The 20,511-nt window shown below is 59.7% G+C and carries 22 protein-coding genes; 9 read left to right on the top strand and 13 right to left on the bottom strand.

What is annotated here, in order from left to right; genetic code table 11:
• Window positions 1-32 precede the first annotated feature (32 nt).
• Window positions 33-536, bottom strand: a complete 504-nt coding sequence (locus BN1115_RS04940) for a thioredoxin domain-containing protein (RefSeq protein WP_425247589.1) — start codon at window positions 534-536, stop codon at window positions 33-35.
• 227 nt (window positions 537-763) lie between these two features.
• Between BN1115_RS04940 and BN1115_RS04935 the strand changes: the two genes are divergently transcribed.
• Window positions 764-2,554 carry an AMP-dependent synthetase/ligase gene (locus BN1115_RS04935; protein ID WP_042656298.1) on the top strand — a complete coding sequence of 597 codons (1,791 nt, stop codon included), beginning with the start codon at window positions 764-766 and terminating at the stop codon, window positions 2,552-2,554.
• A gap of 66 nt (window positions 2,555-2,620) precedes the next feature.
• Here BN1115_RS04935 and BN1115_RS04930 read toward each other — a convergent pair whose 3' ends face one another.
• The 5 genes from BN1115_RS04930 to BN1115_RS04910 form a co-directional block, all read right to left on the bottom strand.
• Window positions 2,621-3,835 carry an aldose 1-epimerase family protein gene (locus tag BN1115_RS04930; protein ID WP_042656297.1) on the bottom strand — a complete coding sequence of 405 codons (1,215 nt, stop codon included), beginning with the start codon at window positions 3,833-3,835 and terminating at the stop codon, window positions 2,621-2,623.
• Window positions 3,836-4,100: 265 nt separating this feature from the next.
• Window positions 4,101-5,699 carry a glutamate--cysteine ligase gene (gshA, locus tag BN1115_RS04925; RefSeq protein ID WP_042656296.1) on the bottom strand — a complete coding sequence of 533 codons (1,599 nt, stop codon included), beginning with the start codon at window positions 5,697-5,699 and terminating at the stop codon, window positions 4,101-4,103.
• A 61-nt stretch (window positions 5,700-5,760) separates the two neighbouring features.
• Complete coding sequence (locus tag BN1115_RS04920) at window positions 5,761-8,574, bottom strand: M16 family metallopeptidase (protein ID WP_042656295.1); 2,814 nt, start codon at window positions 8,572-8,574, stop codon at window positions 5,761-5,763.
• Window positions 8,575-8,601: 27 nt separating this feature from the next.
• A complete protein-coding gene (locus BN1115_RS04915; protein ID WP_042656294.1) occupies window positions 8,602-9,039 on the bottom strand; it encodes a YqaA family protein in 438 nt (145 codons plus the stop codon).
• Window positions 9,036-10,013 carry an NADP-dependent oxidoreductase gene (locus tag BN1115_RS04910; protein WP_050070489.1) on the bottom strand — a complete coding sequence of 326 codons (978 nt, stop codon included), beginning with the start codon at window positions 10,011-10,013 and terminating at the stop codon, window positions 9,036-9,038. Before BN1115_RS04910 ends, BN1115_RS04915 begins: the two co-directional genes overlap by 4 nt.
• A 56-nt stretch (window positions 10,014-10,069) precedes the next feature.
• On the opposite strand from BN1115_RS04910, the gene BN1115_RS22165 reads away from it, so the two are divergent.
• Window positions 10,070-10,237 (top strand): hypothetical protein, encoded by a 168-nt coding sequence (locus BN1115_RS22165; RefSeq protein ID WP_005308905.1) that lies wholly within the window; start codon window positions 10,070-10,072, stop codon window positions 10,235-10,237.
• A gap of 54 nt (window positions 10,238-10,291) precedes the next feature.
• On the opposite strand, the gene BN1115_RS04905 is transcribed toward BN1115_RS22165, so the two are convergent.
• Entirely contained in the window at window positions 10,292-11,302 is a 1,011-nt protein-coding gene (locus tag BN1115_RS04905; protein ID WP_042656292.1) for a hypothetical protein, read from the bottom strand.
• Window positions 11,303-11,557: 255 nt separating this feature from the next.
• Here BN1115_RS04905 and BN1115_RS04900 point away from each other — a divergent pair, with 255 nt between their 5' ends.
• Together BN1115_RS04900 and BN1115_RS04895 are read left to right on the top strand one after the other, a co-directional pair.
• Window positions 11,558-11,854 (top strand): hypothetical protein, encoded by a 297-nt coding sequence (locus BN1115_RS04900; RefSeq protein ID WP_042656291.1) that lies wholly within the window; start codon window positions 11,558-11,560, stop codon window positions 11,852-11,854.
• A gap of 40 nt (window positions 11,855-11,894) precedes the next feature.
• A complete protein-coding gene (locus BN1115_RS04895) occupies window positions 11,895-12,221 on the top strand; it encodes a hypothetical protein (protein ID WP_082034798.1) in 327 nt (108 codons plus the stop codon).
• A 48-nt stretch (window positions 12,222-12,269) separates the two neighbouring features.
• Here the strand turns inward: BN1115_RS04895 and BN1115_RS04890 are convergent, their stop codons facing one another.
• From BN1115_RS04890 to rpsF, 4 genes are all read right to left on the bottom strand, one after another.
• Window positions 12,270-13,013 carry a ferredoxin--NADP reductase gene (locus BN1115_RS04890; RefSeq protein WP_042656289.1) on the bottom strand — a complete coding sequence of 248 codons (744 nt, stop codon included), beginning with the start codon at window positions 13,011-13,013 and terminating at the stop codon, window positions 12,270-12,272.
• 101 nt (window positions 13,014-13,114) lie between these two features.
• Entirely contained in the window at window positions 13,115-13,561 is a 447-nt protein-coding gene (gene rplI, locus BN1115_RS04885) for a 50S ribosomal protein L9 (protein ID WP_042063007.1), read from the bottom strand.
• 52 nt (window positions 13,562-13,613) lie between these two features.
• Entirely contained in the window at window positions 13,614-13,844 is a 231-nt protein-coding gene (gene rpsR, locus BN1115_RS04880) for a 30S ribosomal protein S18 (RefSeq protein WP_005313392.1), read from the bottom strand.
• A 30-nt stretch (window positions 13,845-13,874) separates the two neighbouring features.
• Window positions 13,875-14,261 carry a 30S ribosomal protein S6 gene (rpsF, locus tag BN1115_RS04875; protein WP_033135470.1) on the bottom strand — a complete coding sequence of 129 codons (387 nt, stop codon included), beginning with the start codon at window positions 14,259-14,261 and terminating at the stop codon, window positions 13,875-13,877.
• A gap of 237 nt (window positions 14,262-14,498) precedes the next feature.
• On the opposite strand from rpsF, the gene BN1115_RS04870 reads away from it, so the two are divergent.
• From BN1115_RS04870 to BN1115_RS04860, 3 genes are all read left to right on the top strand, one after another.
• Complete coding sequence (locus BN1115_RS04870; protein WP_042656288.1) at window positions 14,499-15,722, top strand: Nramp family divalent metal transporter; 1,224 nt, start codon at window positions 14,499-14,501, stop codon at window positions 15,720-15,722.
• Window positions 15,723-15,831: 109 nt separating this feature from the next.
• A complete protein-coding gene (locus tag BN1115_RS04865) occupies window positions 15,832-16,689 on the top strand; it encodes an alanyl-tRNA editing protein (RefSeq protein ID WP_042656287.1) in 858 nt (285 codons plus the stop codon).
• Between the two features lie 164 nt (window positions 16,690-16,853).
• Entirely contained in the window at window positions 16,854-17,297 is a 444-nt protein-coding gene (locus tag BN1115_RS04860; RefSeq protein WP_050070488.1) for a PACE efflux transporter, read from the top strand.
• 142 nt (window positions 17,298-17,439) lie between these two features.
• Here the strand turns inward: BN1115_RS04860 and BN1115_RS04855 are convergent, their stop codons facing one another.
• Entirely contained in the window at window positions 17,440-17,712 is a 273-nt protein-coding gene (locus tag BN1115_RS04855; RefSeq protein ID WP_033135475.1) for an HU family DNA-binding protein, read from the bottom strand.
• Between the two features lie 330 nt (window positions 17,713-18,042).
• On the opposite strand from BN1115_RS04855, the gene BN1115_RS04850 reads away from it, so the two are divergent.
• Window positions 18,043-18,525 (top strand): Rsd/AlgQ family anti-sigma factor, encoded by a 483-nt coding sequence (locus BN1115_RS04850; RefSeq protein WP_042063003.1) that lies wholly within the window; start codon window positions 18,043-18,045, stop codon window positions 18,523-18,525.
• Window positions 18,526-18,626: 101 nt separating this feature from the next.
• On the top strand, window positions 18,627-19,007 hold the full coding sequence (locus BN1115_RS04845) for a PilZ domain-containing protein (protein ID WP_042063002.1): 381 nt from the start codon (window positions 18,627-18,629) through the stop codon (window positions 19,005-19,007).
• Window positions 19,008-19,086: 79 nt separating this feature from the next.
• Here the strand turns inward: BN1115_RS04845 and radA are convergent, their stop codons facing one another.
• Entirely contained in the window at window positions 19,087-20,454 is a 1,368-nt protein-coding gene (gene radA, locus BN1115_RS04840) for a DNA repair protein RadA (RefSeq protein ID WP_042656286.1), read from the bottom strand.
• Between the last annotated feature and the right edge of the window lie 57 nt (window positions 20,455-20,511).

The raw sequence follows: 20,511 nt of genomic DNA, 5'->3' as shown, positions 1-20,511 counted from the left end.
CTGTTCGCCGCACTCCGGCACCTTGTTCCCCTTCAATCGAGGGGGGCGTTATCCAGCGCAGGATCCTGCAAGGAGAGGGTTGTGTGCACCACCGCCTCGAATCCGGCGGCAGAGAGCGGCATATAGAAGCCCCGCTGCCAGGTTTTTCCCGGCATCCAGATCTGGTCGATATCCACCACGACCTTGATGGGCCTGAGGGGCTGCCCCGGCTGCTGGATATAGATACCGGGCGGTGTGGCGACCTTGGGAAAGCGGCGCAGGATCTGCTCGCTGCCATCCCCCTTGCCCGGGTTGAGCCGCACCTTCACCAGCCGGGCGAGCGGGCCTGCCATCTCCTTGCTCTGCCAGAATTTCTTCTCCAGATCGCCGCAGCGGCGGCACTTGGGGGTCTCCAGCACATAGAGCAGCGGATAACCCAACGCCAGCGCCTGTTGCTGGGCCTGATGATACCCCTCGGCTCCCTGATACCAGGGATTGGCGGGCCCCTGTGCCCCCTTGCCAAAAAAGAACCAGGCTGCACAGCCCCCCACCACCATGAGCCCGACTGCAGCCAACGCCCCTTTCACCCACAGATTCATATCGTTAACCCTCTTTGCACTCCCTTGCAGTATCGGCCAGCCTGCCCGAAGGCGTAGCTATTTGCACTCTTTGTGATCCAAGACAAACGGCGAACACTTGTAAGCTGTAATGTTGGAGTTTAAACTCTAGCCCGATTTTTAGTGCCCTCGCGGGCGTACAACTGTAATTAAAGGATGTTTGACTGATGCCGAAGCTTCATCTGGTTCGACTGATGCGTGAACGTATTGCCCAGCTTGGCAACAAGGCTGTCCTGCGGGTTCAGCAAGATGGCCAGTGGCGCGCCATCGGCTGGCGTACTCTGGGCCAGGCCATGGACTACTGCGCCCAGGCGCTGATCCGTGCCGGCCACCAGCCAACCGAAATGGTCGGCATCTACGCCCGCAACATGCCGGAGTGGACCCAGGCCGATCTCGGCATCCTTGCCGCCCGCGGCGTCAGTGTCCCAATCTACCCCACCAGCACCCTCGAACAGCTGCGCTATATCGTGCGCGATGCCAACATCGGCCTGCTGTTCGTCGGGGAACAGCCCCAGTTCGATCAGGCGCTTAACTTGTTAGAGGATGGCGAAATCCGCCAGATCGTCGCCCTCGATGGCAGCGTCAACCTGCGCGGCTGTCCGCAAGCGAGCCACTTCCAGGAGTTTCTGGTCTCCGGCAACCATCAGCCAAGTGAACAGGTGCTGCACGAGCGCGAGAGTCAGTACCGGATGGACGACCTGCTGACCCTGATCTACACCTCCGGCACCACCGGCGAACCCAAGGGGGTGATGCTCGATTTTGCCAACGTTGCCGCCTGTTTCGAAATGCACAACAGCCGCCTCGACCTTAATCCGCAGGATGTGTCGCTCTGCATGCTGCCGCTCAGCCATGTGTTCGAGCGGGTCTGGAGTTTCTACGTGCTCTACTGCGGTGGCGAAAACGTCTATATCCGCGACCCGCAGAAAGTGATGGATGTGATTGGCGAAGTACAACCGACCGTGATGTGCGCCGTGCCGCGCCTCTACGAGAAGGCCTACGCCATGATCCAGGCCAAGGTGGCTCAGGCGCCGGCCCTGCGTCGCGCCCTGTTTGGCTGGGCGACCAAGGTAGGCAAGCAGATGGTTGCTACCCGTCAGGCGGGCAAATCCGCCTCCCCGCAACTCTATGCCCAGCTCTGGCTGGCGGAGCGACTGGTGTTTCGCAAGCTGCGTGCCCGCTTTGGCGGCCGTACCCGCTTCCTGCCGGTGGCAGGCGCCCGTCTCGCCGACGATGTAAACCTCTTCTTCCAGGCGATGGGGCTCAATCTCAAGTACGGCTACGGCATGACCGAAACCACCGCCACCGTCTGCTGCTATGAAGACAGCCAGTTCAAGCTCGGCTCCATCGGCACGGCTCTGAACGGCATCGAAGTGAAGCTGGGTGAGAACAACGAGCTGCTGGTGCGCTCCCCCACCGTGATGCGCGGCTACTACAACAAGCCGGACGCCACCGCCGAGGTGATGACCGAAGATGGCTTCCTGCGTACCGGCGATGCCGGTGAGCTCGATAGCCAGGGCAATATCTACTTCACCGAGCGCCTCAAGGAGCTAATGAAGACCTCCAACGGCAAATATGTGGCCCCGCAACTGGTGGAAGGGACCATCGGCAAGGATCGCTTTATCGAGCAGATCGCCATCGTCGCCGATGCCCGCCACTTCGTCTCGGCACTGATCGTCCCCTGCTTCGAGTCGCTGGAAGAGTACGCCCGCTCCATCAACCTGCAGTACCAGTGCAAGAGCGAGCTGCTGCGCAACTCCCGGGTGAAGGAGTTCTTCGAGGCCCGCATCGCCGACTTGCAAAAAGAGCTGGCCAAGTTCGAGCAGGTGAAGAAGTTCACCCTGCTGCCGAGCGCCTTCTCCATGGAGCTGGGTGAACTCACCCCCACCATGAAGCTGCGCCGCAAGATCATCGAGGCCAAGTACCAGAGCGAAATCGAGGCCATGTATAACCACGTCTGATATCGCTCAGGTTCCAAGCAATAAAAAAGCCGCTCATCGAGCGGCTTTTTACTGTCTGACAAGAGATCAGGGGAGCTTGACCAGTGGCAACTCGCGCATCTCGGTGGGACGCCCCCCCTGGATCTTGTCCACCTCTGCCAGCGCCTGCTTCACCTCATCCCCATTGCGCAGCAGACGATAAGTCAGATCGAAGGTCTTGGTCTCGCCCGGCTGGATCTTGGGCACCAGCCCCAGCGGACGCTGGTACTTGGTGCTGTAGGCATAGCTGGTGCCAGGCTCGATACCCGTCACATACCCCTGGGCCCGGGTGTCGGTGTTCTTCCACAGCGTCAGCACAGGTAACTGTTTGGTGTTGTAACCCACCGCCACCCCGGCGCTGCCAGCTTTGTTGTTCAGCACCGCCAGGGTGTTGCCATTGGCATCGCTGTAAGGCACCAGGTTGAACACCATCTCGTCGAAGCCCTTGGTCGGCCCCAGATAAGTTTGCCAGCTCTTCAGGCCTGCCTTGGCGTAGTCGTTGAACGGGGAAATCTGCTTCACCGGCGTGCTGACTTGCGCTCCCTCTTCCAGGATCGGCGCCCCGAAATTGCTGTGGTAGATGATCTGGTACTCGTTCTCATAATCCGCGTGGTTGGTCAGCTTGTCCTGCAGGGAAAATTCCGCCTGACCGGGCACTACGCTCAGCTGGGTCCAGGTCACCAGCTCGCTCATCTTGAAGGTGCGCTCATCCACTCTACCCAGCACATGAATGGCATAGGGCGGCTCCTCATCGATAGTCACGCTGACCACGGATGCCGGTATGTTCTGCACCCGGCCATGCAGGCTCTTGAGTCGACCGTCATCGTCCACCCCGGGGTGACCTGTCCACTCGTAACCGCAGCGCACCAACATCTCATTGAAGCCATCGAGCCAACCGAGACCGGCGCGGCTCTCCAGATCGATGAAGGCCGGGTTGACCACCTCCTTGACGGGAGAATCCCAACCGAGGCGCAGATCGGCGCCCTTGACCTCCTTGATCCCCATGCCTCGGGTCGGCACCAGGGTAATTTTCATCACGCCGTTGTCGACGATCAACAGATCCACTCCCTCCTGCCGTCCGCCGTGCAGCCGCTTCTTCTCGATGGAGAAAGGAACCTGACTCTTGATACCCAGCTTGTCGCTGCTTATCTTCCAATCCCCCACATCCAGCCCCTGCTGGGAGTCGGTCAACAGGAATTCGGCGGCCTGGCCTGAGCTCGCGCCCAGGGCGAGCAGAACGGCAATGGAGAGTTTCTTCAACATGGATTTATCCTCGTGTCTCTTGTTCTTGTGAATGGTTTTCGTGAAAGCTGAATCGTTTCAGTGATCGAGAAATTAGGCGGCAAGCCCATCAGGCTCAAGCTGAAAAAGAGGGATATGTGAGCGGATTGGCAATAAAACCGCCAATCGCTCTGCTGAAGTGAAGGCTGACTCACAGTTATTTTCGGGCCCGTGACAGGCCGACGGCCCACTGCAAACCGCCAATAAAAAAGCCGCTCCAAAGAGCGGCTTGCAGCAGCGGATCCCGTCAGGCCAGGGTCTTGCTGGTCCCGAAGTAGTCGGCCAGGAAGTCATCAAACGACAGGCTATCGCTGCGCTCGCGCTCCCGCTGCTTGGCCAGCGAATCCTTCGCCTCACCGGCAAAGTAGGCCTCATCCCAGTACTGCAGCTCCCCTGCCAGCAACTCCTCGCGATAGCGGGTCGCCAGCTTGTCGCCGTAGCAGCCGTTGTCCTTGCCACTCTCCAGCAGCTCCTTGAGCATGCGGGCGGAGTAGGTGAGCTCGGGGTTGAGCAGCTTCTCGCGATGCATCGCCAGCGTCTCGCGGTAGCGGTTGCGGCCACAGCAGCGATCCAGCAGCTCGGCCACCTGAGCCAGCTCGTCGAACAGCTTGAGGCCGTACTCTTTGAGGCCAATGGCATTGCCCTGCTCATCTTCAAGCGTCAGGCCGGGACGACGCCCTTCCAGCACTACCTTGTTCTGGTTGCGACGGTTGCGGGCAATCTCCTCGTCACTCAGCACCGCAGACGGGCGCAGCAGGCACCAGACCAGGAACAGATCGAAGAAGCGGATCTGGTCGGCGTCGATGCCGAGCGGGGTGAAGGGGTTGACGTCCACGGTGCGCAGCTCGATGTATTCGATACCGCGCTGATCCAGCGCATCCGAGGGCTTCTCGCCGCTGCGTGGGGTCCGCTTGGGGCGTATCGGGGCGTAGAGCTCGTTCTCCAGCTGCAGCACGTTGTCGTTGAGCTGACGGTACTCCCCATTCACCTTGACTCCGATCTTGGCGAACTCGGGGTCATGGGTATTGATGGCACGGCGCAGGCTGCTGACATAGGCTGGCAGGCTGTCGTGGCTGATCTTGAGCCCTGCCTGGGAACTGTTGGTGTAGCCGAGATCGGAGAGACGCAGCGCGGTGGCGTAAGGTAGATAGAGAGTCCCCTTGCCGGTCTTCTCGAACGGCAGGTTGCTCTTGCGCCCTTTGAGGAAGGATTCGCAGATGGCCGGGGAGGCACCAAACAGATAGGGCACCAGCCAGCCGAAGCGGTAGACGTTGCGAATAAGTCCCATGTACTTGTCGGAGATAAAGCGCTGGCTGCAGCAGCCGACACACTCCAGATCCTGCCACTCGCACCAGAAGCTGTCGGGCATGGAGAAGTTGAAGTGCACCCCGGCGATCACCTGCATCAGGCTGCCGTAGCGGTTCTTCAAGCCCTGACGGTAGAGGGTCTTCATCTTGCCGATGTTGGAGCTGCCGTATTGGGCCAGCCGGATGCTCTCTTCCCCGCCGACGAAGCAGGGCATGGAGAGCGGCCAAATCCGCTCGTCACCCAGATGCTGAATCACATGGTGATGGATGTCGCCGAGCTGCTCCATCAGGCTGTCGATGGAGTCGGTGGCCGGGGTGATGAACTCCAGCAGGCTCTCCGAGTAGTCGGTGGTGATATTGGGATGGGTCAGGGCCGAGCCCAGCGCCCGGGGATGGTCACTCTGGGCGAGTCGGCCATCCGGCGTGATGCGCAGGCATTCACGTTCGATCCCGCGCCGGATCCCCTTGAGCGCGGTGCGGCGCTCCGGTGATCCCAACGCATTCAGCAACTCGGTGAGCGACAAGCTTGTTGTAGTCATATTCACGGCTCATGTGAGGCCGCCCCATCCGGGGCGGCTCTTGATTTTTATAAAGCGTCAGTTACGGCAACTGCAGCGGATAGATGGGAAGATGAAGCTCCTGCAGGGGTTTTTCAAGCTTTTGCTTGTCTCCCACCACCACGATCACCATGTCGGCCGGATTGAGCCAACGGGCGGCACTGGCCTTCAGCGCCTCGGGCGACACTGTCTTGATCAGCTTGTTCTGCTCCTGCACATAGTCCGGCTTCAGGTCATACATCACCATCTGCAGCAGGAAGCCCGCCTTCTGGCCGAGGGTCTCGTAAGAGAGCGCATCCTGCTGGGAAACCGCACTGCGCATATAGGCCAGCTCGACCGGCGTCGGGCCGCTCTTGCGGTAGTTGTCCATCTCCTTGAGGAACTGGCGGATGGCATCCACGGTCGCATCGGCCCGCACATTGGCGCCGGTGGCGAAGGTGCCCACCTCGCGATTGGCGGAGAAGCCCGAGCTGGCCCCGTAGGTGTAGCCCTTGTCTTCGCGCAGGTTGAGGTTGATGCGGCTGTTGAAGTTGCCCCCCAGGTTGAAGTTCATCAGCCCGGCGGTGAAGTAATCCCCCGTGGTATCAAACGCCATGGCGCGACGACCGATGCGGATCACCGACTGGGGCGCCCCCGGCTTGTCCACCAGATAGATGCCCGGCTTGGCCTGCTCACCCTTGGGCTTGAGATCCCCCAGGGTCGGCGTGGCCCCCTTCCACTCGGTCAGGAAGCCCAGTTGCTCCTCGATCTGCTTCTGGCCCACATCACCGACCACCACCACTTTGGCATTGGTGGGGTTGTAGTAGGCCTGATAGAAGTGCTTCACATCCGCCAGCGTCAGCTTGGCCACATCGGCCGGCACCCCGTCGGTAGGTTGACCGAGGCGGTTCTGCTTGCCGTAGACCAGCTCGCGGAACGCCTGCCCAGCCAGCCACTCGGGCTGTTGCTGCGCTTGTTGCATCCCTTGCAGCAGCTGCGCCTTGACCCGCTCGAAGTCCGCCTCCCGCATGCCCGGGCGCTCCAGCACCTCGCGCACCAGCGCCAGCGTCTGGGGCAACTTGTCCGCCAGCGAGCTGACGGTGATCAGGTTGTTGTACTGGGCACTGGAGACATCGATGGAAGAACCCAGCTTTTGCAGCTCGTCACTGAGCTGAGCCTCGGTCAGGCGCACCGTGCCCTGCCCCATCATGGCGGCGGTCAGATTGGCCAGCCCCAGTTGCCCCTTATCTTCGGCACGAATGCCGCCCGGCAAGGCGATCATGATGGAGACCGCGGGGATCTCGTCACTCTTGGTGCCGATAATTTCGATGTTCTTGTCGAGCTTGCCGTGCCAGATGGCGGGCACCTTGACGCTCACCACCTCGCTTGCCTTGGGCTGCACGCTGCGATCGAAATTGTCTTTCACCGGTCGTTCGGCCAGCGCTTCGCCATGCTTGCTGTAATCCGGCAGCTCGCGCTTGGCGGGGGTAAAGTTCGGGGTGGCGACCTGCCACTCTGTCTTACCCTTGGGCACCACGCTCAGCACTACCGCCGGCTTGCCGGCGATGAACTGGTCGTAGGCGGCCTTCACCTGCTCCGGTGTCACCTTGCCGATGGCATCGAGAGTCTTGAACACATAGTTGGGATCCTGGGTAAACACCTGGCCCATGGCGAGCTGGCTCACCTTGCCGGAGACGCTATCGAGCCCCCAGATGGCGGAGGCACGGTACTTGGCGATCGCCTTCTCCAGATCTTCCGGCTTGAGACCGCGCTGGGCGAACTCGCCGATCACCTTGTCCACCTCTCCCTTGAGGGTCTTGAGGCTGCCATCCTGCGACGGGTTGGGGTAGGCGTAGACGGTGAGGGTACAGGCCAGCTCTTCGCAGTAGTGGGACGCCCCCACATCGATCGCCTTGCCGGTTTTCACCAGCGACTGGTAAAGCATGGAGCTGGCGGAACCGCCCAGTACGTCGGCAAACATGTCGAGCGCAGGCTCCTGCGGGTCACCAAGGGATACGGTGGGGTAGCTGATATAGAGCAGCGGCAGGTGCACCTTGTCCTGCAGCGTCACGTAGCGGGTCTCGGGCAGAGTCACCGGCTTCGGCGTCGGCTCGGCCACGTCCGGGCCGCGCGGGATGGAGCCGAAGTACTTCTCGATCCACTCGAGGGCCTGCTTGCTGTCAAAGTCGCCGCCCAGAGTCAGGGTGGCGTTGTTGGGGCCATACCAGCGCAGGAAGAACTGCTTGAGGTCGTTCACATCGACCCGGTCGAGATCTTCCACGTAACCGATAGGCTGCCAGGAGTAAGGGTGAGTACGCGGATAGAGCGCCTCCCCCACCTTCTCGCTCACCAGCCCGTACGGCTGGTTATCGACCCGCTGGGCCCGTTCGTTCTTGACGGTGGCGCGCTGGATCTCGAACTTCTTCTGGCTCACCGCATCGAGCAGGAAGCCCATCCGATCCGCCTCCAGCCAGAGCACTTTTTCCAGCTGGTTGGCAGGCACTGTCTCGTAGTAGTTGGTGCGGTCCTTGTTGGTGGTGCCATTCATGTCGCCACCGGCTTCGTTGATGATCCGCATATGCTCCTGATCACCGACGTGTTTCGAGCCCTGGAACATCATGTGCTCGAAGAAGTGGGCGAAACCGGACTTGCCGACCGTCTCGCGGGATGAGCCGACGTGATAGGTCACATCGAGGTGCACCAGCGGATCGGAGCGATCGGGGGCCAGGATCACGGTCAGGCCGTTGTCCAGCTTGTACATCTGGTAGGGGATGGCGAGCTTGCCCTCCTCCTTGCCCTGTTCGGCGATCAGGGTCGGTGCCGCCAGCACCGGCAGGGTGAAGCCCAGCAGAATCGTTAAAGGTATGACTTTGTTCACGGTAACCTCGTGAGTGACAAAAACAGGCTAGAAAATGTGACTGGCCAGCAGAAAAACCAGGGCATAACGGAACAATTTGCCGAGCCCGATCAAAATGAGAGAGCGCCAGAAGGAGAGGCGCAGCCAACCGGCCAACAGACAGAGACCATCACCGACCACCGGCGTCCAGGCAAGCAGCAGACACCAGTGACCATGTTGTTTGAGCCAGCCTAAGGCTTTTTGTTCCCCACGGCCTTGAAAATCTTCCGGTTTTTTCTTGAAGGTGGCGAGCCAGCCGAGCCACCAGGTGGTCATGGAGCCGAGGGTATTGCCCAGCGTCGCCCACAGTAGCAGGCTCGCCATGCTCCACTCCCCCTTGGCCACCATGGCCCCCAGCAGCACTTCGGAGCTGCCGGGCAGCAGGGTGGCGGAGGTAAAGGCGCTTAAAAAGAGCCACCCCAGCCCCATCTCCATCATCTCGCTCATCCGGGATAGCCGTCGGCCGCAGGCATCCGCAGCAGCAGCTTGCCGCGCACATGGCCCCCTTCGATAGCCTGATGGGCCAGCGCCCCCTCAGCCAGAGCGAACTCACCGGCGAGGGTGACCTTCACCTCCCCCTGACGCAGCAGCACCAACATCTGGCTCAACTGCTTCTGGTCAGGGTGAACCAGCATGCCGACCACCTCGATACCCGCCGCAGCCCCTGCATCCTTGATCTGCTGGGCGGTAATGGTGGGCACCGTCACCAGGCGGCCACCCGACTTGACGCACGCCAGCGCCGCCTTGCCGCTCTCACCGCCTACCAGATCCAGCACCAGATCGACCTGGCCGACCTCTGCCACCACCCGTGCTGGCCAGTTCGCGTCGTGGTAATCCACCATCCAGCGCGCCCCCAGAGCATGGAGGAAGCCATGGTTGTCGGGGCTGGCGGTAGCCACCACCTCGGCGCCATAGGCGCTGGCAAACTGCACCGCCAGATGGCCGACACCACCGGCACCGGCGAGGATCAATACCCGCTGACCGCTCTGGAGGCCGCCGTGCTCAAGCAGCCCCTGCCAGGCGGTGAGACCGGCCAGTGGCAGCGCCGCCCCCTGCTGCAGGCTCACTCCGTCGAGCTTGACCAGCTCGCCTTCGCTTGCCACCACAGACTCCCCGTAGCCACCTGCGGTAAGGGGAAAACCGACCATGCCGCACACCAAATCCCCCTCGACCAGCGAGGTCACCCCGAGGCCCACCTTCTCCACCACGCCGGAGACGTCATAACCCGGCGTCCAGGGTAGCTTGTCCTTGTTCTGGGCAGCCGCCCAGCCAAGACCGGCACGGGTTTTGGCATCGATGGGGTTGACCCCCGCAAAGCAGATGCGCACCCGCACTTCGCCATCGGCAGGCACCTTGTCGAGGGAAGGGTTGAGCTTGAGTACCGAGGGGTCACCGAATGCGGTAATCTGTAGTTGCGTCATTGCACAATCCATCCTGTTGATTGATCAAGGGTCAACAGAATAACAGCGAGGACACCATGGCTCGAATGTTTCTTATTCCTCTGTTGCTGGCACTGGGGTGGTGGGCGTTTCTGCTCTACTTCCGCATCCCGCTCAAACAGGGGGCCAAGGGATTTTACTGGATCATCGGCATCGGTGGCGGACTGGCCGCTTTCCTCAGCCTGATGATGGTGCTGACTCACTGAGTGCTACCGCCACTCGATAACGACAAAGGCCACCGCGTTCCGGTGGCCTTCTCATTATCCGGGTTGCTGCTCCAGCGCCGGATTGAGGTAGTAGTGGCGATTACTCCCCTGCCCCAGTACCCCTTGCGACAGCAGATGGTGGAACACCCGATCCACCTCCTCCAGCGAGAGTGACAGCGCCTGCGCCACCGAGCGCTTGCTGCACTTGAGCTCACCGCTCACCAGCGCACCGCGCACCTGTGCCAGCATCTCGGGAGCAGGCTCTGGGGGCATCATGGGCTCGTGCTGGGCCGCCATCGCCAGTGCTTCCTGCGCCTCAAGGCGGGCTTGCTCCCGCTGCCAGCGCCACATCCGGCGAAAGCGGTTCTCCTCGCCGATCAAGCTGACGAAGAAGGCGCCAAACACGTCGAGCAGCACCGAGAGGAAGCAGACCAACAGGAACTGCACCTGACTGATGCTCATCCCCACCCCGTCCGCCAGACTGCTCATCAGTCCCAGCATGGAGGATTGTTCGTTGACCGGCTTGGCATCGCGCTGCTGGCGCAGCTCATCCTGCTGCAAGCGCAGCTTGGTGTTGGCGTGCTGCAACGAGGAGACGCCGCTAGAGATGCGCTCCAGCTCGATATATTTGCGGGCCGCCTCCTCGTTGAGCTGGATCTGCCGCTCGATGCTGGCGATCTGCTCGTCGAAGCGGGCAAGCTCCCGCTCGTGGCGCGCTTGCTGGCTCAGTACCGTGTTGGTGGCGCTGTTGATGCCGCCGATACTGCCGCCGATGGAGATGGCCGCCAGCACGCTGTAGAACAGCAACGACCAGAAGGCGCCGCCCAGATCCCGCCGCGCCTTGCGCTCACCGTACTCGTACCAGACGTAAAACTTGCCCAGTTCGAAAATGATGGCCAGCCCGCCAAACAGCCACTTCATCAGCGGATTGTCATCGATGGAGAGGAACAGCAGCAGGGAGAAGATGATGGAAGCCAGAATGGCCAACCCGGTGAAACTGTATACCGTCGTCAGAGCAAACCACCCCTTGGGGTAGCGCAGCGCGGAGGAGTCCTGTGTGGTCATGATGAAGGGGTGTGCTGTGCAGGAAAAGTTGGCTGCCGATTATAGTCGTCGAGCCCGCGTAGAGAAGGGCAAATGACTGAATTCCTTCAGATTGACAACCAGCTGCCCAGAGTGCGACCAAAACGGACAAATCGGCAGCAGAAACGCGATACAATCCCCTCCTGACTTAATCGAATGGTGAGATGCACTACGGTTCCGCTCGGGTTCAGCCCCGATCAGTAGACTCATCCACCGTTGCAATTATCCGAGGCCATCATGAACAGTAAGACCACTTTGCTACTCTCCCTTCTTCTGATTAGCGGCAGCGCCGCTGCGACACAGCAATATCAAGAGAGCAGTGGCTCCGAATTCTCCGTCGATGAGCTTAAATTCAATCTGGACTGGGATGACAAGCAGTTCGGCTGGACCCAGAACGACTGCCTCGATCTGGGGATCGGCGAAACCGCTCCAGCCGACTGCAAGGCGGTCAAATTCAATCTGGAAGATGAAGAGAACCGCAATCAGCCACCCAGCACCAACCAGCTCTCCGCCCCTCAGGGTAATAACCAGTAATGTCATGGAGTATTGCAATATGAGCGCACCGACCAGAACCATGCTGAACAAAAACGCCCTGCTGCTCTCCCTGCTGATGGCGCACGGCATCGCTGTTGCAGCCCCGCCCAACAAGAGTGGTGATGGCATCAAGATCTCCGGCGATGACATCAAGCTCAATCTCGACTGGGATGACAAAGAGTACGACTGGTGGCAGGACAACTGCCTGGATCTTGGCATCGGCGACAGCCGGATCAAGCTCAACTGCGACAAGATGGATGGCAAGTACCGGGATCACTACAACCGCAGTATCCACAGCGGCAATAACCCGGGACAGGGTCACGACAAACACCATGACAAGAACAAGGGCAACGGCAAGAAGAACTGACCCCGGTTCCTTATGCAGCAGGGGCTTGATGCCCCTGTGCTTGTTGTTTTACCAGTAATTCTCCGCACTGATATTGCCCGGCGCCCGCCGCAGATTCTTGGCCAACCCCAGCGCCAGCAAGGTCTGCTGGGTCTCTTTCACCATCTCCGGATTACCGCAGATCAGCACCTGGCTCTGCTCGGGTGAAAAGCCCAACCCTACTCGCGCCTGCAATCGACCTTCGGCGATGGCAGCCGGGATCCGCCCTGCCATCGCCTCGGGCCATGGCTCGCGGCTGACAAAGGGAACATAACGAAAGCGTTCGCCATATTGCCCGGCAAAACTGGCGATAAGTGGCTGATAACTGAGCTCCTCGCCTTTGCGCACCCCGTGTACCAGCACCAGATTCTCGAAACGGTTAAAGGCCTCGCCATCGGCCAGCATGGAGAGGAACGGACCGATGGCAGTACCGGTCGAGAGCAGCCAGAGATCGCGCCCGGCGGGCACCTCATCGAGCGTCAGGAAGCCGGTCGCCTGGGATTGCACCAGCAGGGTATCACCGGCTTGCAGCGAGCCGAGCGAGGGGGTCAGTTCACCACTGGGGATCTCGACTAGATAGAACTCGTGGTATGGCGCAGAGGGAGGATTGACGAAGGAGTAGGCGCGCTGAATGCGGCGATCGCCCTGCTCGAGGGCCAGCTTGGTGAATTGACCTGCCTTGTAGGGGGCCAGATCGGCCGCTACGCGCAGGGAGAACAGGGTGGGTGTCCACTCGATGCGTTCGATGACGCGACCCTCGACCCAGGCTGCCATAAAGATCTCCTCCAACAGAACAGACCTTCACTCTACCCCCGGGCCCCAAAATAAAAAACCCGCGCAAGAGCGCGGGTTTTTTCTGCAAAAGCGAATCGCTATTACAGGGCAACAACCTGGATCTGTACGGTTGCTTTAACGTCAGCGTGCAGCTGAACGGCAACTTCGTACTCACCGGTGTTACGCAGAACGTTGCCCATACGGACTTCGCTCTTGGCAACAGCAACACCAGCAGCAGTGATGGCTTCAGCCACGTCACGGGTACCGATGGAACCGAACAGCTTGCCTTCGTCGCCAGATTTGGAGGCGATAACAACGGCAGCCAGTTCGGCCAGCTTGGCAGCGCGCTCTTCAGCGGCAGCTTTACCGGCAGCCAGTTTGGCTTCCAGTTCAGCACGGCGAGCATCGAAAGATTCGATGTTAGCCTTGGTAGCCATAACAGCTTTGCCTTGCGGGATCAGATAGTTACGGGCGTAGCCAGCTTTAACAGCGACTTGATCACCCAGACCGCCCAGTTTGGCGATTTTGTCGAGCAGGATAACTTGCATTACCTTTCCTCTATAAATTTCGTTGAGTTAGGCTTAAGTGCCGGACCGATTCTTACTTGTTGTGCAGATCGGTGTACGGCAGCAGAGCCAGGTAACGAGCACGCTTGATGGCGCGTGCCAGCTGACGCTGATACTTGGCGCGGGTACCGGTGATACGGCTCGGTACGATCTTGCCAGATTCAGTGACGTAGTTTTTCAGAGTAACGATATCTTTGTAGTCGATCTCGGTAACGTTCTCGGCGGTGAAGCGGCAGAACTTACGACGACGGAAATAACGTGCCATGGCCTTTATCCTCTATTCAGTGATCCAGAATTACTCTTCGGAAGCAGCTTCAGTAGCTTCTTCACGGCGCTCGTCGTCACGACGGACAAAACGCTCTTCCTTGGCCTTGGCCATCGGAGAAACTTCAGTCACAGCGTGCTTGGTGCGCATGATCATGTTGCGGATAACGGCATCGTTGAAGCGGAAGTTGGTTTCCAGCTCATCGATAACGGCTTGCTCTGCTTCTACGTTCATCAGAACGTAGTGGGCTTTGTGCAGTTTGTCGATCGGGTAAGCCAGCTGACGACGGCCCCAATCTTCCAGGCGATGAATGGTGCCACCGGAGGTGGTGATAGCGCCGGTGTAACGCTCGATCATGCCGGGTACTTGCTCGCTCTGGTCCGGATGAACCATGAAGACGATTTCGTAATGACGCATTTTAGCTCCTTACGGATTAATTCAGCCTCCGCCCAGGTGCAGCCAGACCTCGGAGGCAAGGAACATAAAGGTGTTTAGTCGCTGCTTTTCTAGGGCGGCATATTGTACAAAATCACATCCTTCACTGCAACTGACTGCCTCAAATGTTTTCCCCGATGGAAATGATACAAAAGACCAATTGATAATAGTTATCATTTAGATCTATTCTCTCTCCATATCCTTATGGAGGGTGATGCCATGCAACCCGCACTGACGACAACGATCCCGGCCCGCAAATTCAAACTGACCCTGCTCGGGCCTGCCTTTATCGCCGCCATCGGTTACATCGATCCGGGCAACTTCGCCACCAATATCCAGGCGGGCTCGACCTTCGGCTACCAGCTGCTGTGGGTGGTGGTGTGGGCCAACCTGATGGCCATGGTGGTGCAGACCCTCTCGGCCAAGCTCGGCATCGTCACCGGCAAGAATCTGGCGGAGCACATTCGCGACCGACTGCCGAAACCGGCGGTGTGGGCCTACTGGGTGCAGGCAGAGATCATCGCCATGGCCACCGATCTCGCGGAATTTATCGGCGCAGCGGTCGGCTTCAAGCTGCTGCTTGGTGTCACCTTGCTGGAGGGGGCCTGTATCACCGCCGTGGTGACCTGGGGGATCCTGATGTTGCAATCTCGCGGCCAGAAACCGCTGGAGTTGGTGGTCGGCGGCCTGCTGCTGTTAGTCGCAGCGGCCTACATCGTTGAGCTGATCTTCTCCCGCCCCCACCTGCCGAGCCTGCTGGAGGGCGCGCTCTTCCCCGGTCTGCCCAACAGCGATGCCGTTTATCTGGCTGCCGGCGTGCTCGGTGCCACCGTGATGCCCCACGTCATCTACCTGCACTCGGCGCTGACCCAACACACGCAGGATCAGGGCTCGGTCAGCCAGCGGCTGCACACCACCCGTGTCGATGTGGCCATCGCCATGACCATCGCCGGCTTCGTCAATCTGGCGATGATGGCGATGGCGGCCGCCGCGTTTCATAGCTCGGGCCACCAGCAGGTGGCGGAGCTGGAGTCCGCCTACCAGACCCTCACCCCGCTGCTGGGTCAGGCGGCGGCGACGCTGTTTGGCCTCTCGCTGGTCGCCTCCGGCATCAGCTCTACTGTGGTGGGTACCCTGGCCGGGCAAGTGGTGATGCAGGGCTTTGTCCGCTTTACCATCCCGCTCTGGCTGCGTCGCGCCATCACCATGGCTCCCGCCTTCGTGGTGATCGCCATGGGGCTCAACACCACCGAAATTCTGGTGCTGAGTCAGGTGATCCTGAGCTTTGGCATCGCGCTGGCCCTGATCCCGCTGTTGATGCTGACCGGCGATCGGGCGCTGATGGGGGAACATCGCAACCACCCCGTCACCCAGGCAGTAGGCCGTCTTATCGTCGCGCTGGTGATCGGCCTCAACGCCTACCTGCTGGTTGCCATGATCTAGCAAACCGTCAAGCAACAGAAGGGCTCATTAACGCTGGTTAATGAGCCCCTTCGCACTTTGGCGTATGCTGCCGCTTTCTCTTCTTATTTATCGTTGCGGGAGCCTTGCCATGGAACATACCCGAGCCAGCTTCGTGCTGGGCCATCATCAGGAACAGGCCAGCGTAGTCTGCTGCCAGCACGGTGACACCACGCTGCTGGTCACCGACCTCACCCCCTTTCATCCCCAAAGCCATCTCTGGCCCGATCAGCCGGGGGATGTGGGCCATGTTCGCTGGGAAGGGGACGAAGCCGCCATTGGCCCTTGCCGGATGGGAGCCATTAGCCCGGATGGCGAGCTGTTTGTCGATACTGCCATTCCGGTCAAGCGGGGGGTTGAAGGGTGGCTGTTCGTGGTGGTGCATCCGCTGAGTGGTGACCACGCACTGGCCGTCGGCAGCCAGGTAGAGTTGCAAGTTGATAGCACCGCCCGCCACGCCTTGAGTCTGGGCCACAGTGGCTGCCATCTGGCCGCGCTCGCCCTCAATCGGATACTCACTCCCTACTGGCGCAAGGAGGTAAGCGAGCGTGATGCGCTGGGTCAGCCCGACTTCGACCGCCTTGCCATCCAGAGTTCACGGGTCGAGCCCATGGGCTCACGCGAGCAGTACCGCATCGGCAAGAGCCTGCGCAAGAAAGGGGTCAACAGCGAGGCGCTGCTGACGGATCTGGCGCTGATTGAAGAGCAAGTCAATCAGCAACTGGCCGACTGGATTGCAGCCGGGGGCGAGATCAGCCGCAGCTGCGCTGGCGAGGCGATCATCGATTCGCGCTACTGGCACTGCACGCTGGAAGGCCAGGAGGTGACCATCCCCTGTGGCGGCACCCATGTCGCCTCGCTCGCCGAGTTGGGAGAAGTCAAGGTAGAGCTCACTCAAGTGGAAGAGGGCTTTGCCATGCTGACCCGGGTCACACCAACCGGCGCCTGAGTCGCAGGTTTGACCACCCGGGGTCACGCCCAGAGTTGGCAATAGAGAAGTATCGTAAAGAGGGGGCATCATCATGCCCCCTCAACGCCAGCCATGACGGGCCAGGGTGCTTCTCTTTTAACCACGCCCTAATTAGAATGCGCCTCCCACAGGAGGCACATCTCATGAGTAGTACCCAACTGCGCACCACCCCGGATCGACTTCGCTATCTGGTTCTCTACGAAGGCATCGGGCTGGCGCTGGTCGCACCGCTGATCAGCCAGCTGTTCGGTCAGGGCGTCGCAGAGGTCGGTTCGCTGGCGATCTTCTTCTCCATCGTCGCCACCGCCTGGACCTACGGCTGGAACCTGTTGTTCGACAAGGGGTTGCTCAAACTTTGCGGGCACACCAACAAGCGACCACTCGACCGCTTCCTGCACACTTTTGGCTATGAGGCGAGCTTTATGCTGCTCTCCCTCCCCTGTGTCATGTTCTGGCTCGATCTGGGACTGTGGGACGCCCTGATGCTGGATCTCGGCTTTGTCGCCTTCTACCTCGTCTACATCATGCTCTTTATCTGGGCCTATGAGCGGATCTGGCCGCTGCCATCCAGCCCACAGACGGCATGAATCCTCAGCCACAGCAAGGCTGACAGAAGGAACTGGCACAGCAATAAAAGTCAGGAAGAACTAGTAGGAAGGATGGGAGAACCCCATAAAAACAATGCCAGTCAGCAAGCTGACTGGCATTGGACAAAACAGACTTTCGGACTTACTTGACGGCGTCTTTCAGAGCCTTGCCAGCCACGAATGAAGGCACGTTGGCAGCAGCAATCTGGATCTCGTTACCAGTTTGCGGGTTACGACCGGTGCGGCCTGCGCGGTGGGTGACCTTGAAGGTGCCAAAACCGACCAGTTGCACAGCATCGCCTTCTTTCAAGCTCTGGGTAATACCATTGATGATCTCTTCCAGAGCCACTTTGGCCTGAGCTTTGCTCAGATCTGCTTTGGCGGCAATCGCATCGACAAGTTGAGCTTTGTTCATAACATTTCCTTTATGATCGGGCATTTAGCGCTGGGTCACTCTATGCAAAAAAAAACGCACAGGCAAAGCCTTTATCGAGCCGAACGCGTCAAACGCTGGGGTTTTCATCAAGATCTGCGGAAATAGTCACATTCCACACCAGAAAAACCGCGGACCGGCCTGAAAGCTGCAGGCATGGGGAAACGAGCGAGAGCCTATTTCTTCGTCACTTAACAATATCCCGGCATGGCTATTGACGCTTGGTCAGATTTTCCCTAGTTATAGGTAATGTCACTGCTCAAACGGCTCGGAAGCCCATCAAACGCCCAGCCTTTGCCCCACGGAGGGATTATGTTGACGAAACTGGAACAGACCAAACAGGCGCTGGCTGGCAAGCATAAGGCTATCGATGACTGGCTGGATGCAAGGCAAGCCTTATTGGTCGAGTATATGAGACTGGCAGGCCTCACCCCGGCCCGCACCAAGCAGCGCAACCTGCCAAAAACGGAAGAGCTGCAGCACTTTTGCGAAAAGCTGGTCGACTATGTCAGCGCCGGTCATTTCGAGATCTACCACCATGTGGTCACCGCCTTCGAGCAAGCCAGCGGCGAAACGCTGGAGCTGGCCAAGCGCATCTATCCCCACATTCGTACCAGCACCGAATTCGCTCTCGAGTTCAACGACAAATACAGTGATGCCGACGAGGCCCAACTGCTGCTGCTGGATGACGATCTCAATGAACTGGGCCCGGTACTGGAAGAGCGCTTCAAACAGGAAGATCGTCTGGTCAAGGCGCTCCATGTGGTGGAATCCTTGACTACCCAACAAGCCTGAACGCCATTTTCGGAGCAAGTTCAAGATACTGGCAACCAAGGTGGATTACACTCAGAGCAATGACCCTAGCGTCCACACTTATTTGCATACAGGAGATGAGCATGTCTGAGCGCCGCCGTTTTGCACGGATCCTCTACTTGACCATGGCAGAACTAACTCAGGGGGAACAGAAGTGGCAGACTCAGCTGGTCGATGTCTCCTTGCAGGGAGCCCTGTTGATCCGCCCCGACGACTGGGAGAGTCGTGACAACAAGGAGTACCAGCTCAGCTTTGTGCTAAGCGGTAGCGATATCGAAATCAAGATGCAGGTCGAGCTGACCCACGAAGCCAGCAAGAAGCTGGGTTTCTATTGCCACCATATCGATATCGATAGCGCCACCCACCTCAAGCGGATGATTGAGCTCAACGTCGGCGACGAAGAGCTGCTCCACCGTGAGCTGGAGCAACTGCTGAGCGAGCATCTGGAACATAGCCAGCCCTGATGACCGGTTCCACCCCGTAAAAAGAGCGCCGAGGCGCTCTTTTTCATTGTTCTGCTCTCTCGATTGCAATGCGGAACGGTTACAGCGCCTCGAGTGCCTCGGACAGCTTCTTGACCGGCACCACATCCATCCCTTCGATGGGGTGCTTGGGGGCATTGGCGTGCGGCACGATGGCGCGACGGAAGCCGTGCTTGGCCGCCTCCTGCAACCGCTCCTGACCGGACGGCACCGGGCGAATTTCACCGGAAAGACCCACTTCACCAAACACCACCAGATCCTTGGGCAGTGCCTGATCCCGGAAGCTGGAGACCATCGCCAGCAGCAGCGCCAGATCCGCACTGGTCTCCTCGACCTTGACCCCGCCGACCACGTTGATGAAGACATCCTGATCCGCCATCTGCAAGCCGCCGTGACGGTGCAGCACCGCCAGCAGCATGGCAAGCCGGTTGTGATCCATACCCACTGCCACCCGGCGCGGGTTGGAGAGCTGGGAGTAGTCCACCAGCGCCTGCAACTCCACCAGCAGCGGTCGGGTGCCCTCCCAAATCACCATGACGATGGAACCGGGCGCCTGCTCCTGCCCCCGACTGAGGAAGATGGCGGAGGGGTTGCTCACTTCGCGCATCCCCTGCTCGGTCATGGCAAAGACTCCCAGCTCGTTGACCGCACCAAAGCGGTTCTTGTGGGAGCGCAGGGTCCGAAAACGGGAGTCATGGCCACCATCGAGCAGTACCGAACAGTCGATACAGTGCTCCAGCACCTTGGGGCCAGCCAGACTGCCATCCTTGGTCACATGACCAACCATAAAGATGGCCACATGATTCTGTTTGGCATAGCGGGTCAGCAGCGCCGCAGCTTCGCGCACCTGTGAGACCGAACCGGGGGACGATTGCACATCCGCCACATGCATCACCTGAATGGAGTCGATCACCATGATCTGCGGCTGCTCCTGCTGGGCAATCAGGCAAATCTGCTCGACGCTGGTCTCGGAGAGCATTCGCAGCTTGTCGGTGGGCAGCCCGAGGCGGTTGGCCCGCATCGCCACCTGCTGGAGCGACTCCTCGCCGGTGACATAGAGGGTTTTCATCCGCTCGGCCAGACCACACATGGTCTGCAGCAGCAGAGTCGACTTGCCCGCCCCCGGGTTGCCGCCGATCAGAATGGCCGAACCGGGCACCACGCCACCGCCAAGCACCCGATCCAGCTCCTTGAACCCTGAGGTAAAACGGGGGATTTCGGTGGTGGCGATCTCTGCCAATGTTTGTACCTGACTGCCGACCGCGCCGGCATAACCGGTGTAACGGGCACTCTTGCCAGCGGGGCTCACCGACCCGAGACGCACCTCGGTGATGGTATTCCACTCCTTGCACTCGCTGCATTGCCCTTGCCAGCGTGTGAAGTCGGCACCACATTCGGAACAAACATAAGCAGTTTTATTTTTGGCCATTGATAACTCGGGGACAGGATGAATTCCTGCTTGATATACTTGTTTGCGACCGACAGA

Source organism: Aeromonas allosaccharophila, from assembly GCF_000819685.1.
Taxonomy (GTDB): domain Bacteria; phylum Pseudomonadota; class Gammaproteobacteria; order Enterobacterales; family Aeromonadaceae; genus Aeromonas; species Aeromonas allosaccharophila.
The sequence above is the reverse complement of the archived record's forward strand: the minus strand, read 5'-3'. Positions and strand labels throughout refer to the sequence as shown.

Coding starts and splice junctions, on each gene's coding strand:
- BN1115_RS04940 (WP_425247589.1), bottom strand. CDS start 536: ATGGTGGTGGGGGGCTGTGCAGCCTGGTTCTTTTTTGGCAAGGGGGCA.
- BN1115_RS04935 (WP_042656298.1), top strand. CDS start 764: ATGCCGAAGCTTCATCTGGTTCGACTGATGCGTGAACGTATTGCCCAG.
- BN1115_RS04930 (WP_042656297.1), bottom strand. CDS start 3,835: ATGTTGAAGAAACTCTCCATTGCCGTTCTGCTCGCCCTGGGCGCGAGC.
- gshA (WP_042656296.1), bottom strand. CDS start 5,699: ATGACTACAACAAGCTTGTCGCTCACCGAGTTGCTGAATGCGTTGGGA.
- BN1115_RS04915 (WP_042656294.1), bottom strand. CDS start 9,039: ATGAGCGAGATGATGGAGATGGGGCTGGGGTGGCTCTTTTTAAGCGCC.
- BN1115_RS04910 (WP_050070489.1), bottom strand. CDS start 10,013: ATGACGCAACTACAGATTACCGCATTCGGTGACCCCTCGGTACTCAAG.
- BN1115_RS22165 (WP_005308905.1), top strand. CDS start 10,070: ATGGCTCGAATGTTTCTTATTCCTCTGTTGCTGGCACTGGGGTGGTGG.
- BN1115_RS04905 (WP_042656292.1), bottom strand. CDS start 11,302: ATGACCACACAGGACTCCTCCGCGCTGCGCTACCCCAAGGGGTGGTTT.
- BN1115_RS04900 (WP_042656291.1), top strand. CDS start 11,558: ATGAACAGTAAGACCACTTTGCTACTCTCCCTTCTTCTGATTAGCGGC.
- BN1115_RS04895 (WP_082034798.1), top strand. CDS start 11,895: ATGCTGAACAAAAACGCCCTGCTGCTCTCCCTGCTGATGGCGCACGGC.
- BN1115_RS04890 (WP_042656289.1), bottom strand. CDS start 13,013: ATGGCAGCCTGGGTCGAGGGTCGCGTCATCGAACGCATCGAGTGGACA.
- rplI (WP_042063007.1), bottom strand. CDS start 13,561: ATGCAAGTTATCCTGCTCGACAAAATCGCCAAACTGGGCGGTCTGGGT.
- rpsR (WP_005313392.1), bottom strand. CDS start 13,844: ATGGCACGTTATTTCCGTCGTCGTAAGTTCTGCCGCTTCACCGCCGAG.
- rpsF (WP_033135470.1), bottom strand. CDS start 14,261: ATGCGTCATTACGAAATCGTCTTCATGGTTCATCCGGACCAGAGCGAG.
- BN1115_RS04870 (WP_042656288.1), top strand. CDS start 14,499: ATGCAACCCGCACTGACGACAACGATCCCGGCCCGCAAATTCAAACTG.
- BN1115_RS04865 (WP_042656287.1), top strand. CDS start 15,832: ATGGAACATACCCGAGCCAGCTTCGTGCTGGGCCATCATCAGGAACAG.
- BN1115_RS04860 (WP_050070488.1), top strand. CDS start 16,854: ATGAGTAGTACCCAACTGCGCACCACCCCGGATCGACTTCGCTATCTG.
- BN1115_RS04855 (WP_033135475.1), bottom strand. CDS start 17,712: ATGAACAAAGCTCAACTTGTCGATGCGATTGCCGCCAAAGCAGATCTG.
- BN1115_RS04850 (WP_042063003.1), top strand. CDS start 18,043: ATGTTGACGAAACTGGAACAGACCAAACAGGCGCTGGCTGGCAAGCAT.
- BN1115_RS04845 (WP_042063002.1), top strand. CDS start 18,627: ATGTCTGAGCGCCGCCGTTTTGCACGGATCCTCTACTTGACCATGGCA.
- radA (WP_042656286.1), bottom strand. CDS start 20,454: ATGGCCAAAAATAAAACTGCTTATGTTTGTTCCGAATGTGGTGCCGAC.